This window comes from Bacteroidota bacterium (assembly GCA_020402865.1).
In the GTDB taxonomy this organism is placed as follows: domain Bacteria; phylum Bacteroidota; class Bacteroidia; order Palsa-965; family Palsa-965.
The window spans coordinates 1-15,096 of the sequence record JADBYT010000043.1; the positions used below are offsets into that span (position 1 = coordinate 1).

The 15,096-nt window shown below is 48.1% G+C and carries 7 protein-coding genes; 2 read left to right on the plus strand and 5 right to left on the minus strand.

The annotated features are described in order from the left end of the window. The 5 genes from IM638_19915 to IM638_19935 form a co-directional block, all read right to left on the minus strand. A partial coding sequence (locus IM638_19915) for a hypothetical protein (GenBank protein ID MCA6365309.1) occupies window positions 1-1,923 on the minus strand: 1,923 nt, incomplete at its 3' end. Then, the gene (locus IM638_19920) at window positions 1,920-4,190 is read right to left on the minus strand and encodes a hypothetical protein (protein ID MCA6365310.1); all 2,271 of its coding nucleotides are present in this window, start codon (window positions 4,188-4,190) and stop codon (window positions 1,920-1,922) included. The genes IM638_19915 and IM638_19920, both read right to left, overlap by 4 nt. A gap of 13 nt (window positions 4,191-4,203) precedes the next feature. Then, a complete protein-coding gene (locus tag IM638_19925) occupies window positions 4,204-4,845 on the minus strand; it encodes a hypothetical protein (protein ID MCA6365311.1) in 642 nt (213 codons plus the stop codon). A 30-nt stretch (window positions 4,846-4,875) separates the two neighbouring features. After that, window positions 4,876-6,642, minus strand: a complete 1,767-nt coding sequence (locus IM638_19930) for a hypothetical protein (GenBank protein ID MCA6365312.1) — start codon at window positions 6,640-6,642, stop codon at window positions 4,876-4,878. A gap of 8 nt (window positions 6,643-6,650) precedes the next feature. Then, window positions 6,651-9,992 carry a T9SS type A sorting domain-containing protein gene (locus IM638_19935; protein MCA6365313.1) on the minus strand — a complete coding sequence of 1,114 codons (3,342 nt, stop codon included), beginning with the start codon at window positions 9,990-9,992 and terminating at the stop codon, window positions 6,651-6,653. Between the two features lie 212 nt (window positions 9,993-10,204). Between IM638_19935 and IM638_19940 the strand changes: the two genes are divergently transcribed. Then, complete coding sequence (locus IM638_19940; GenBank protein ID MCA6365314.1) at window positions 10,205-13,012, plus strand: hypothetical protein; 2,808 nt, start codon at window positions 10,205-10,207, stop codon at window positions 13,010-13,012. A gap of 2 nt (window positions 13,013-13,014) precedes the next feature. Next, a complete protein-coding gene (locus IM638_19945; protein MCA6365315.1) occupies window positions 13,015-15,051 on the plus strand; it encodes a fibronectin type III domain-containing protein in 2,037 nt (678 codons plus the stop codon). Window positions 15,052-15,096: the final 45 nt, after the last annotated feature.

A 15,096-nucleotide genomic window follows, 5' to 3' on the forward strand; every position in this document is an offset into this window, starting at 1 on the left:
CTCATCAAACAACCGTATAAAATCATCGGCCGAATTTTGAGTAATTGAATTTATGGCCCCCACTTTTGCCGCACTGTGCCAGTCGTGAGAAAATAGTGCCCCCCTTACTGCCAGATTGGTAAGTCCGCAGGTAGCCACAATAATATTGAATACACCCACCACCTGCATAGTTTGCGGATCCTGAATTCCCTGCACATTAACCGCCAGATTGGCCGATGAACCTACAAACACAAAAAGTTCATAAGCCGCCAGCGCGTAGCGTGTGGCATTTATGGCGGATATAAAGGCCAGCGGCCCGGTAGCAATGGTTAATACATCAAGTGCCACCATTGCCACAAATTTCATGGCCTGCTCATTGCCTTTTACCGTAGCATATTTGAGAAACAAAGCCGGACATAACGATGGCTGTCCGTTACTTACACCAGCCGCATCAAGCATGGTAAGCCTGCTGAAATGCGTAAAGACCACAATATCAAACGCATTCAATTCATAAGCCGGGTAAGAAGCATCGTCATAATGTACAGTATAACCTGTTCCTCCGCCCGATGAGCCACCACTTGCATAAACCGGATAGGTAATTATACTGTCGGCTACCGATTTATCCACCCTAATGCGTCCGTTTGTTAGCAATTCCGCCTCAAACTGTGCATCGCCTACTTTGGGCGTACCGGGCGTACCCCAGTTTATCATGCGCTTGAATTGCTCACTGTCGTTGCCGTCTTCCCAGTAGTAATTTATGGCTTCGGCCGAACTTAGTTCTAGTTTGGTGAGTGTAACGATGAGATCAGTATAATTATCGTCGCCCCAAAGAAAAGTCTCATCATCGGTATTATACATCAACCGGTATATTAATGAGACCGTATTGGTTTTCAATCCGGTATATTCGGGACGTAAGTTGAGCGGGCTTTGGTTTTCGAAACCACTTAATAAAGAAAGCACCTGATTTTCGGGGGTATGCCTGATTATCGCAGTCAGAAATTCTTCTTCCGCATCAAACAATGAATTATCAATCAGTAGTACGCCTGCTACATGAAGCCGCTCCTGAACACTCAATGCCTCATAATAATTCGCTATTGTAAAAGCCCGAAGAATATCCATCACTGTATCTTCATTAAACGTATAATACAGGCGGCTCTTTTTCTTGGCAATGGGCGCCGTTTTCTCTGCAGCGTTGATTACTTCTTCCACATACTCCACAAAATTTCCACCCGGCCTCACAAACCTGTATCGGGTTTCTAAATCAAGAACTAATAAATCGGCAAAGTTTTCGAGTAATTCTGGTGTGGATGTATTCGCCGGATCACAGTTTTTGATGTACCAGCCCCCATACTTACCATAGTTAGCCTGATTTTTCCAAAAAGCACCATAAAACTGCGTATAACCAAATAAACAAACGCTTCGGTTATTTTGTGTAATTGCACTGGCCGAAACAATATCATTCACAACCTTGAAATTCTCATCGAGCAGCGATTGAATATTTGAATTCTGATCGAAAAAAGTACCCGGTTTAAATAATGATGATACAGGAAGAGTTTGGCCCTTTTCTAATGTGGCCTTCATCATTATATCGTAACCATTAATAAGAAGCAGGTAAAACTCAACACCGGTTGATGTATAAATAGCTTGCAATTTACTGTTCCATTCCGCTTCATTGGCGGTCATTAGAGCAGCCGTTAAAAGCGGTTGTTTCCCATTTACTTCCGTGCTTAACATACGGTCTGGATCGCTACCCGGAACTTGTATGTTAACAACAAAATCAAGTTTATTGGTTTCTCCTTTAGCAATATGGGTAGAGTTGGCGCAGAATGTTTGAGCCAGATCACCACTACCTTTTCTCACCAATTCGCGGTAAGTACTGTCGGGCAAGAAAGCAGCAAGCCGTCCTGCAACAAAGAGAAGCAGAAATACAAAAACAGGTTTCATTTTTGTTCCATTTTTTGCTGGGCAATACGCTGAGCAAGGGGAACAATACCCTGCTGCGCTACTGCATTTACAATTTGAGATTCGGTTTGCGATTGCGCAATCTGCTGTGCAACGAATGTACGGAACGGAACCGATCCGATAAGCAGGTATGAACCTATTATATCAAGTTCTTGATTACTTAACTGTGCAGAATACAACACAAAGATGATTTGCCCTGTATTGTAGGCATACTCTGTATTTTTATAATTTAAATTACTTTGACCCGTCTGGTCTGTAGATGCCGGTGCCGCAGCTGGCATTTCAACAAATCCCATGCGTTGCTTATCTTTTTCGGGAATTACGGGTGAGCCGGGCGAAATATTCTGACGCTGATTCTGCATTTGTTGTGTAAGCGAATTTTTCGCATTGTTGTAAGCCAACAGCTGTTGATTCAGTAAGGTTTGCGGGTAATCTGTTTTTAGTGTATCCAACGCCCTTTTAAGTATGGCTCTTTCCTGTGCGGTAAGTGGCTCCAGATCTGACGGTGGCAAAAACACACCATCGTCAACAATAGTTACATTGCCACTCTGATCCACCACCCATTGGTTACCATTCGCATCGGTAAACAATACTCCTCCATTCAAATCAATATTTACAACTGAGGTATTCCCGTTTACATCCACAATCACAACCTGCCCAGAACCATTTATATAAATACTGTCTATAACACCCGTAAAAAAATAACTGGTGTCATATTGATAATTACCTGCATTCCCCTGCGCCAGCCAGTTATCAATCCCATCCGTCAACGCATGCACTTCACCCGCCACCATCTGCAACTCCTCATTCATCCTTATCGCTTGAAACGAGCACGCCACACCAACCACCCCAAACATCTTAATCTTGCCAAGCCCCGAATAATAGCCCTGCGCATTGCTGATGCTTTGCAACTGCGTAACCAGCATTTCAAACTGACCAATCTGCCACGTCATACCGATGCTGGCGGCGGTGAGCGGTTTGAAATTCTGCATCGAAGGCGCAGGCGAAGTTTGTCCGCAGGCAATAATGGCTTCGGCGGGTGTTGTAAAGGTTACAATATCGCTCCATGCGCCGGGCTGGCCGTTGGGCATAATGCCCTGCACACGCGCTTCGTAGGTGCGCTGCGGCGTGAGGTCATATACGCGCAGGGCATTGTCGGCCACGGTGGGCGTGCCGGCGGCGTTGTACCATTGCGGACTGTAATTCTGTGCGCGGTATTCTGCGCGGTAGCTGCTGAAGAGTGCCACACTGTCCCACGTAAGCCGCGCCTGACGGTGGTTTATGACCTGCGCGGCCAGATTGAGGTTGATGCTTGCGGCCGATGCGCCGAAGGTATTGCCCCACGTAAACGTACAGGGCGCACTCATGCCCCGGTTGCGAAAAAGCTCGCGCCCGCCAATGTCGCGCGCCTGCACCGTCCACACGTATTCCATGCCGTCAATAAGCGGGTAGTTGAGCTGCGTGTAATTTGCTACCGTAAGCGTGGTTATTATCGAATCAACCGGCGGCGAAGAGAGAATCACGTTACCGGCCGGATTGCCCGCCGGGCGTACTTCCCAGAGGCGCAGCACATACTCGGTGCCCAGTGCCGAAGAAGGCCCGCCCATGTTGAGCGGTGTCCACGAAAACGTAATTTGCTGGGGCTGAATTTCGGGCACGGTGCTGCCGCAGAGCGGTAAATTCAGCAACGGCGGATCGCTGATAATCATCCACGCCTGTGTGCAGGCTTCGTTAGAAACCTGTATGGGCGTGGGATTGAGGTAATCGTAGGCCGTTACGCACACGGTGTAAAAGCCTTCGGGCAGCACGCGGCGCTGGTTGTATTGCTGGGTGGTAATGCCGCTGTACACCAGATTTTGCTGCGCCATTAATTGGGCAAGGTCGGTGCCCGAAAGTTGCAGCGGCACGCCGGGCTCAACGGTAAACGGCCCGGCATAAAAGTATGCTGGGTTTTCAATGGTAATGCCTTGCCCCTGCAAACGGAATTTGAGTTTAATGTCGTAGCTCGGGCGGGTGAAATCGGTGAAGAGCACAAAGATTTTCAGTTGCTCACTGCCGGGTGTGGTATAGTCGGGCAGGTAGCCCGAAAAGGGTGGTTGAAGTTGTACGTTGAGCTGTACGGGGTAGGTTTGGGCGTGTGCGGAAATGTGAAAGAATAAAATAAATAATACCAATAAGCTCCCATTCAACGTATTTGAAATACGCCGAATGAGAGCGATGAGGAGTTTAGATAATTTAAAGTTGAGCATTACTGCGTTTTAATTATTTGCAAATAATATATTCCTGAGCTATTTTATCAAGTACTTGTTTTCTAAAATCATTGTTTGTAAGTGTGGGGATTTTATATCCTTTTTCTCCATTTTTTATTTTGAGCGACAACTCGGGACAGTCAGCAACTAATTCAGCCATTTTTTCATTAAATGGCCGCATAACTTTATCGCTAAGTGAATAAACACCTGGCTTCCCAACCATTTTCACATGATAAGAAGTTGAACCTTGTAATTTTCCGCCAACCATTACTCCCGGCGATGAAAACCATGCATATATTTTCATTTTAGTATTACCACGGTTGGTGAGTTCATAGAAGGTAGAATCCTTACCGTCCGTTTCTCCAACTGGAATATCAGCCTCAAAAAAACGATTACTCAGACTCAGGTAAATAGATTTTACTTGTCCGGGAGTGTACTTCTTTCCCTTTCCTTCAAATTTTCCGGTCCAGATATATACATACCTGTGCCAGTTAACAGAAAATTTGATAGTGCCCCTTACTGTATCACCATTAGCAGTGATTATTTCTCCCTTTTCCTGAAACTCAGGTACTTCATAGTCATAGGTTAGGTTTTGTTGAGCCGACATTACAAGTGTACTCATTGCTCCTAGAAGAATGAAGAGTGTCTTTTTCATTTAGATGAATTTTATTGATTGTTTAGAGAATTAAAACGTGTAATTCAGATTTACAGTTGCCGTTAACTCGCTTGTTTTACGCATGGCAGTGGAGGCGGGAAGGCGCTGCACAAAAATGGGACTGAACTGCAGCGAAGGTTTACCCAGCTTTGCTTTCACAGATTTTGATGCGCCTTGTTTTTGAGTTCCTGTTTTGGGCGACCAGCTAATCTGCGCCCTCGAACTTATTACATTTCCGGTAAGCACACCCGCAGTAACCGCACGGTTATACGAACTGCCCGCAGCTACCCGCACTGTGCCACCCGCAAAACTGCGCGACACATTCAGCCCCGGACCATATTGCTGTGTTACAATAGTACCTGAAACCTCGCCAAGCGGGGTAAGAATGCTGAACGGCGTACTCGACTGATTGCCGTTGGCCACCAGCGATACAGTTGTTTTGCTGGGCGCATGTTGTACGCCAAACGATACATTACCATTAATAATAGTAGTGGAAGGCAGCACCGAGCCTGATTGCTGCTGGCCTGTAACCTGATACATGGCATTCACTGCCACATTTTTTTTCCACTTCGATTTTTCACCAAAACTTTTGGATACCAATGCCGATGCCTGCTGCGAAAGCTGATAGAAGTTTAATGTATCTGCCGCAGTGGGTACCCAAAACGGATCGGCCTGCGGGCGTTGATTGGTGAACGCCGTAAAGTTGGAATACGAGGCATTAAGTGTCCAGTTTTTTCCGGGCATGGCACTCACGTTTACCGAACCTACCCAACGCTGCGTGGTACTCTGGCGGGTTTTGTCGAGGTTGTTGCGCTGAAAGCCGGTGTTTAAACCAATATTCAGTTTGCCTTTCCAAAGCTTAAACGAGGGTGCAACTGTATAATTCTCCAGATCGTTGTTGAAGAAGTATGCGCCCAGTGTTTGGTAGTCGGGGTCAACGTGTTCGTGTTTTAACGCTACCGAGAAATTCTTTTGCGTAAACGTAATAGCCGCATTCCATGCCCTGAAAAACTGTGTGGTGGTGCGTGTGGGCAGCAGCCATTTCTGCCAGCCGTTAAAATCGGTTGTTTCGGTTTCGGCGTTGGTGTTTCGCGTAAGGCCTGATACGGCCAGTTCGGCCGAAACACTTAGCCAGGTGCTGAGTTTGGTTTTGCCGCTAATGCTTAACGCCGTGTTTTGCATGGGCGCAATGGCCGCCCCGGGTGGCAGAAACAGCAGCGAGTTTTCTTCGTCTTTCGCTGTAAAATAAGTTATGCCTATCGCATGGCCGTCCTTATCGAAACCGGCTTTTACACCCCAGCCCATGCGGCGAAAGCTCATCTGGTCGGTACTTGTCATTGCCGGATCGAAAGCAATGGCTTTGCGCAATCTTCCATACATGGCACCTGCATACCAGCCCGCAGGAGTTAGTTCCACACCGCCGCCGGTAAATACATGCCCGGCCAGTGTGTAATTGGAAAAGTTCATGGCCGTAGTACCTGCATGCCCCTGAATCCATTTCCATTTCGGATGCACCGCCTGCATATTAAACGGCTGTGTAAATGTACCGCGCTGGTTGCTGTAGCTGTAAGTAAACGGCAAACTCACATCAAGAATGGTCACATTGAGGTTGCCACTGAAAAACCAGGTAAACGGATCGCGGCGTGCTTCAAATCCCTGCGCATCGTACAAAACCGACGAAAAATTAAGTCCGCCGCTTATGGTAACCATATCTTTCTGCCCGATTTTTTCGAGATTCTGTGCATGAATGGCTGCAACAGATAAGCACATGAATGCGGAGAGTAAGTTCTTTTTCATAACCGCACTTACTGTGTAACAATAATTATCCGCGATTCGCTGTCGAACTCAGCAGTAACACGCAACTGATAGTTGCCGGGCAGTGCCGCCGGTATGGTAATGCTGCCTGTCCAGCTGTTTGTGGTGAGCGGCGGCATACGGAAACGTTCAATCCCGCTGGCATCAAATACCTGAATAATGAATGTTTGCTCGGCATGCAGTTCCAGATCAACGGTGAATGTGCCGTTGTTGGGGTTGGGATATACAATAAGTGTATCAATTCCATTGTTGTTCCATGGAGTAGCGCCTCCGGGTACAAACGGACCGATGATCACATTACGCACGTAATTTACTTCGCAGCTTCCATAGTAGGCCTGCATGGTAATGGAAATTATACCGGTATCGCCATACAAAATAACGGGGGCAAACTGATTGCTGTCAATCACAGTTACCGAAGGCGGAAAAATCCAGTTTACCGAATCAGGACGCGGGTTGCTGATGTCCACAATAACCACCGTATCACCCATATCGGGATTGGTAGAAAGAAGGAAGTCGGGAGCAGGCGAGAGGCTGTTGGTATCAATTACGGCAGATGTTGAACGTGTGCAGCCCAGCGTATCACGGATAATAAATGAATAGTTTCCGTAACCAAGATTACCAAACACACCTGAATTCTGAAACGTACTGCCACCATCAATAGAAAACTGATACGGAGGCACACCGCCCCAGGCATACACCTGTACCTGTCCGGTAGGTTGCAGCGGATCGCAGGGCTGAAAGCTGAGGGTTGAATCGCTAAGCACATCGGGTACGTGTACACGCACGGTATCGGTACCCACGCAGCCGGCATTGTCGTTGATCGTTACTATGTAAGTAAGTGAATCGGCCGGATAAACAGTTACCGGCGATCCGCTTCCTCCGTTATTGTCCCAGCTGATACTGAACCCCGGCGTACCTCCCACCGGCGAAGCCGTAAGCACTGCGCCTGAGCCGGGACAAATCGTGGTATCGGTATTGGCAATTACAGTAAGCGTATTTACATAGTTTACTGTAATTGAATCGCTGCGCGTACATCCGTTCTGAGGGTGTGTAACTGTAAGTACATACACGCCCTGCTGCGTCACCACAGCCGGATCGGCAGAGGAGAAATTGCCTGGGCCTGTCCACCATAATCCTGCGCCAATATTGGCCGAGCTTCCGTCAATGCTCACACTGTCGAACGAGCAGTTTAAAACCGGTACATTAGCGGGCACCGTTACGTTGGGCGGAGTAATGAACTGATTTACATTTACCACGCCCTGCGACAGGCAGCCGTTTATGAGGCTTGTGGTGGTGAGTATGTAGTTGCCGGGCACGGAAACAGTGGCCGGGTTGTTTACAAAAACCGTATCGCCCACAAGGTTCCAGACCTGCACCCCGCCGGTAACCGGTGGCGAATTAAGCTGCACACTTGTTTGCAGGCAGGTGAGTGTGTCTATACTCGCAGGGAGCAATACAGGGGGCGGTGTGATGTTTTCGTTTACGAAAATAGTGTCGCTGTTTTCGCAACCATTGCGACGGCTGTGGATGGTTAAAAGGTAATTGCCCGACACGGTGGCTGCAAACGGATTGGGGAATACGCCCTGAATGGACGTCCAGCGAAGCGAATCGGCCGGGTAAAGCGTGGCGGCGTCCAATATTACCGAGTCTGCGGAGCAGGTGAGATCCTGAACAAAACCAAATGGCTGTAATGCAGGCCGGACAGTATCTACAATTACCTGCATGGTATCCCTCCACATGCACTGATTGGGTGATGTGGCTGTGAGTATGTATTGTCCGGGATCAGAGGTAATAACAGAGTCCGGAAATTGCATGCTGTTGGGAAACGTCCATACTAACGTTGCTCCGGGCGTTGTACTGAAACCATTGAGCAGTACGGATGTGTGAATACAGGTAAGCGAGTCGTTGAGGCCGGCGTTTACAGTGGGTGAGGGGAGTAATGTAATGACAGAACTTCTGAGTGCAGATTGTAAACCACAATCTGATTGCGCACTAACCGTAAGTGTGCCGCCGGTTGCATTCAATCCGAAAATTAATTGCACAGCATTACCCGAAGGCACAAGTGTAACGCCGCTGCCCGAATAGCTCCAGTTGTAGGATGTAGCATATTGCACGGGAGAAACACTTGCGGTAATGGGATTTCCTCCCCGGCAGAAGGCAGTAGATGAATAGCTGATTAGAGAAGGTTGTGGCGCAGCAAGGCAATAGACCTTGTAAGGGCTGGGTAGTATATTTCTTTTTGCCGCAGAAATATACAGGTGATTTCGAAAGCGGACGAGTCTGATTTCACTATTGTAATTAGCAATACCAGGATCCCAAGTCAATAATGAAGCGGGATAGGTGTAACCCACAAAATGATTTCGTGAGGTTGTATTAATTGCTGTAAAATCGCCGGCAATAAATACGAATGGGGTAGTGGAAACATTACCGGGATAGGTTTCAATTTTTCTTACAGGAGCATTAAAGAGCAACGATGTACTAAGCAGCGCACCCGTATTCTTGTTAAGATAGGCAAAGTAATTACGGGTTGTTGTTACTGAAAAAGCAGTAAACTCACCACCCACAGCAATGAAGTTTCCGTTTATACTGGCAATGTCATAAACGGCCGCATTCGGATTCGGGTTCCAGGTCAGAACACGCACCGGCCCCGAAGACGTGAGCGTATATTTTGTAAGATGCTGTGCACTCCCGTCCAAAAAATCGCCTCCCACATACAACGAGCCTCCTTCTACTAAAACAGTACGTACAAAATTACCTGCAGAAGCTCCGATTGAATGTGTCCAGCCGGTTAACAACTGTCCGGTATTCGCATTAAATGCCGCTAAAAAGCTAATACTAATAGGAGTAGAAATAGAAAAAGAGCCTGCTACAAATAAAGTATCGCCTGTATGTGATAAAGAATAGTCAAAAATGCTGTCTGTGGAATTTTCAAGGAAGTCGCGAAACCAGATAACATTGCCAGCTGTATCAATACAAGTTATACGTTGATTGTTTAGTGAAGGGGTTTTCTGAGAAAAGTATAAGCGATTGGTTTTAAAGGCAATTTTAGGTGTCGGAATCGGGACGTTGCTGGAAATGGTGTTCACTAATAACGTAGTGGTGACGCCGGTTGTAAGGTTTGTTTTTCGGATGTCCCAACCATTGGCAGATGACGGTTGATACCGTGCAGTAAACAATACATTGCGAATAGTGTCTTCACACGTAGCGGTAACATTCCAGCCAGAAACGGGTGATGGATTGTAGTTTGTGGTAACGTCAAGCGGTGTAATGAATTGGGCCATTGCCGCAAACGGCAACAACCACATCAACAGAAAAAAGGGTATGCGAAGCATAACGGGGGCGAAAACGTATTTTAGGGTTCAGGTTAACCGGGTGTGAACTTTTTACGGGAATACCCGTAGAAGGTTCCTAAAAATATTCTTTTTTCGCACACAAATACATGATTTGAAAAAGTCGTGTATTTTGGAACCGTAGAAAACCCTGACCATAAAATATGTACGCCCCTCAAAGAATACTGCTTCTTTTATTTCTCCTGTCCGTCCAAATGCCGGTTTGGTCGCAAACTGCGCCAGTTGCAGATGCGCAGCAGAGTTATGTGTTGTCGCTGCTGAATAAAGTAACGTCGCAAAACAGGCTTTTGAGTCAGATGGATCCTGATAGTATGGCGGCCTTACCTTTTGGTATTCATAAAACCATTGGCGGGCAGGAATATGTAATTGCTATAGACAGCAGCACATTCAGGCCGGGCATAGCTACCTTTTCGGCCTATATGGCGCTTACCTTTCCGGGTGCTACAAACAAAATCTGCTTTGCAGCCAAAAACATTGCCTTTAACCCCAAAGGTGTAGTGGCCGGGCCCAACACCAAGCTTATGCTCGTAAGTGAGCACCGCATCAACATCGGGCCTAAGGTGCAACTGGTACTCAAGCCCGATGGCTATAATTATGTGGAGTGGGACTGTAACGGCTTTCAGGCTGTAAATCTGCGTGGCTACTTTGAATTTGATCCGGGTATGATTTATCCCGATCCATCGGCTCCGCAGCCCGATAGTGTGGTGCGCGCCATGGTGCAGATACACACCAGCGACGTACAAAATATGATTATGCAAACCAGCATTGCTCCGTTTTGCGTACGCGGGGTGAATGATGTGGTATTTACCGTAACCAATGCTACTGCTGATTTCAGCGAAGTAACCAACGCACCCGGCATGGCTTTTCCGCAGGGGTACAACCTTTCCAATATGCCCGATCCGCTTGCATGGAAAGGATTTTACATGCAGCAGTTCAGCGTAAAACTGCCCCCGCAATTGGCCCGAAACGGCCAGCCGCCAATAATTTCAGCCACCAATCTGCTCATTGATAATAGTGGTTTATCGGGCTTTTTTCAGGGGCAGAATTTGTTCAGCACCAAAAGCGGAAGCATGAGCGGCTGGGGCTTCTCGGTCAATCAGCTTAATGTAAATATCGTTTCCAACCATGTTAACGGCGCCGGCATGAGCGGCCATGTAAAGCTGCCGGTCAGCGAAAACGATTCGCTTTCATACGCCGCTGCATTGTCGCAGAATTTGCAAACCGGCGATCTCGATTATGCGTTTACCATTTCGCCGGCGGCCAACTACAAGGCTGATGTGTTTTCGGCACGTTTTGAATTGTACAATACTTCGCGCATTACCGTAGCCAGCATCAATAAAAAACTAAAACCCTCGGCCGAACTCAACGGTAAAATTTCAATCGATCACGCTAATGCCAAAGCTCCGCAATTAGCGTTTCAGCAACTGCTCATTGCGGCCGATGCACCTGTATTGCGGGGCGGAACGTTCGCGCTTGTTTCAGGTGATCCGAATAATACAAAGCTCGCCGGCTTTCGCATGACCATCAATAATATTGGTATCGTGCAAAGCAGCTCTTCGCCGGCACTCACATTTACTGTGGGATTAAACTTCACCGACAGCAGCAGCAATCTTTCGTTAGGCGCAGGGGGGAGTTTCCTCATTCAATCAAAATCCATGCAGGTGGCCGATCCTGCCGCCGGGCAAGGCAGTCAGAAATGGAAGTGGGAGTTTGACAAGGTTACCGTAAACAATATAAATCTCAGCTATAATTCAGGGCCATTTGGTCTTAACGGATTGATTCAATTTAAAGACAATGACCCGGTTTACGGCAATGGATTTTTCGGAAGTATTCAGTTCAGGTGCGAACCCATGAGTGCATCAGCCTCGGCCAGTGTATGGTTTGGAAATGTATCAAACTACCGCTATTTCTATGTAGATGCGGCTATTCCGGTTGAAATGCCTATTGGCTCAACCGGACTTTCATTTTATCGTTTCATGGGCGGCGTGTATTATCATATGCGACAGCCTCCCGGACAGCCACTCGAAAATTTACTTTACACCGGGGCATTTGGCAACGCCTTGAATTATATTCCTGATCAGAGTGCGGGGTTGGGACTTAAAGCGGGCATCACCGTGGGAACTTCAGGTTCGCCGCGCCCGGCCAATGGCGATGTGGCTTTTGAAATGCAGTTCAATGCAAGCGGCGGCATAAACTTTATCCGCCTCACCGGCGATTTATATTGTATGATTGAGGTGAGCCAGCGTCAGGGCCCGGCAGCAAACGCAGCGCCGATACGTGGTGCCATGATTATGAATTACGATTTTCAGAACAGTACGTTCCATACACTCATTGGCATGAATATCAATCTGCCTTCGCTCACCGGCAGCGGACAGGCGGTAATTCATTTCGAGCCCAATCTCTGGTATGTGTATGTGGGCCGTCCGCAAAACCGTGTAACGCTTAGTGTAGCCAATATCGCCACGTTTACAGCCTACATAGAAGCTGGCAAACAACTCGACCCCATGCCACCGCCGCCGTCAAATGTAACTTCCATTCTCGGCAACAGCAATGTGGCCAACCAGCGCAACCAGCAGGCCTTAGCGAACTGTTCGGGCTTTGCGTTTGGTGCTGCATTTAACACCGGTTTTGAAGGCGATATTGGTATCAATAATTTTGAAATATATTACTTGTTTGCTGCGGGTGCAGGAATGGATATTATGGTACTCAACTATGGCCCAAATGCCCATTGCGTAAACAGCACAACGCCCGCGGGCATAAAAGGCTGGTATGCACAGGGGCAGATTTACGCCTACCTGCAAGGCGCTGTGGGCGCGCGAGGGAATAATTTCGATGTGGTTATCCTCAATCTTTCCGCTGCGGCGGTGTTGCAGGCCAAACTCCCTAATCCAAACTGGGTAGCGGGCAGCATGGGGGTTCAATATGATATTCTCGGAGGATTGATTAAAGGACAACAAACCTTTGCATTTGAACTGGGTAACCAATGCGCCATTACCAATTGAGTATGAAAAAGTATTTTCTTCTTTTACTGGCGCTTGGCCTGTTCAGGCTGCTTAGTGCGCAGGATGTGTTTGTGCGTGCAGCTGTTTACAAAGACACCGCTTACATACGCTGGGTGCCGGCCAGTTATGAGGTTTGGAAAACGGGAATTCAGCAGGGATATATCGTAGAACGATTTACGCTTGATGCGTATATGGATTTAGGGGCTAATGCCGCAGGCAAAGGAACCGTACTGACAACCCAGCCGCTGAAACCCTTAGCCAAAGCCGATGCCGCATGGAATACACTGAAACAGCGCGAGCCTTTAGCTGCACTTGTGTACGACGAAATTTATGCCTCAAAACCCTTGCCTGCGGATGCGGCCAAACGCAAAACGGCTCAGGAAATTAGCTTCGGCTATGCCATGAAAGCCTGCGACTATTCGCCGGATGTTGCGGCTGCGCATGGGTTAATGGTTAAAGATGCAAACGTGCAGCGCGGCGAAGTGTATGTGTATCTGGTGTATGTAAATAACTCGCCGGCCTTGAAACCGGGCATGGGCAAAGCCGACCCGAAAACGAATGTGGCTCCTGCTGTAGCCAAACCAGCTATACGTGGTGGTAACCGTTTTGCAATGCTCAGTTTTGATGCAGCAGCCACACGTAATGCGTTTGCCGGATACATCATTGAACGTTCGGCAGACAGTGTGCGCTTTGAGCGGATGAATAAAAACCTGCTGGTGTTTGCCGTATCGGATGCCGAGCAAAATAAAACGGAATTGTATTACAAGGACTCGCTGCCGCAAAACGGAAAGCCTTACTGGTACAGGGTGCGCGGCTGGTCGTATTTCGGATTCGAGGGCGCGCCGTCGGCTGCTGTGCGCGTGCGTGGAAAAGAGGAATGGACTGCTTACCCCGAAATAGATTCCTGCTTCAGCGCCGATAATAAAACGGCACAACTGCGCTGGAAAATACCGTCTGCCCTCAATACACAACAGCTAAAACACTTTACCGTTTTGCGGGGCGGCAATGCAGGCGGCCCGTTTGCACCGGTCAAAAATGCCGCCGCTTTACCACCTGTCACCACACTGTTTACCGATGCCGCACCGGAGTTCACAAACTACTACGTGGTTGCCGCCATCAGCAATGATGGCGACACCGCCTTTTCTTATCCCGCCCTGCTGCAACTGGCCGATGAAGTGCCGCCTGCGGCTCCCGAAAATGTAACGGGGATAATTGACAGCAATGGCGTGGTGCAACTGAAATGGAACGCCGTAAATGCCACCGACCTGCGCGGCTATCGTGTATTCCGCTGCAACAGTCTTAATGAGGAGTTTGTTGAAATAACCGATACACTAATTGCTGCAACCCGTTTTCGCGACAGTGTGGCCACGCAAACCCTCACGCGCGATGTATTTTATACCGTGCGTGCCGTGGATCGCGTGTACAATAATTCGCCCGATGCAAAGCCTGCACGCCTGAAACGCCCCGATAAAGTGGCGCCCGTGGCACCCGTGTTTATCAGCGCCGTTCATAATGATTCGGCTATCGTGCTGCGCTGGATACGCAGCAGCAGCAGTGATGTAAGCGAGGTCAAACTTCTGCGCACTGCCGCCGGCAAACAATCGGTGCTTGTAAGTACCTTCCGGGCTACTGACACCACCACGCATTTTACCGACACACAAGCCCCCGCCGGTGCTGACTACATCTATCAGCTCATTTGCACCGACAGTAGCGGGAACAAAAGTACATCTGCTTCTCCGCAGGTTATTTTTCGCCCACGCATCCGCGTGGCATTGAAAGATGTAAACGTAAAACTTGATACAGAAAATAAGCAGGTGACTATTTCCTGGGCAGCTCCGGCCGAAGAAGTGGACCGTTACATTATTTACCGCGCCACAGAAAACCAGCCTATGCGCACTTTCGAAACACTACCCGGTAATTCTGCAACGTTTACCGATAGCCGTGTTTCGCCGGGAAATACGTATCAATACCGCATAAAAGCGATTTACAAAAGCGGAGCAGAAACGGAGCTTTCGCCGGTGAGGGTGGTGACGTATTGATGAGGGAAATATTCTTTTCCTATTTTTGCAAATAAACTCTTCCTG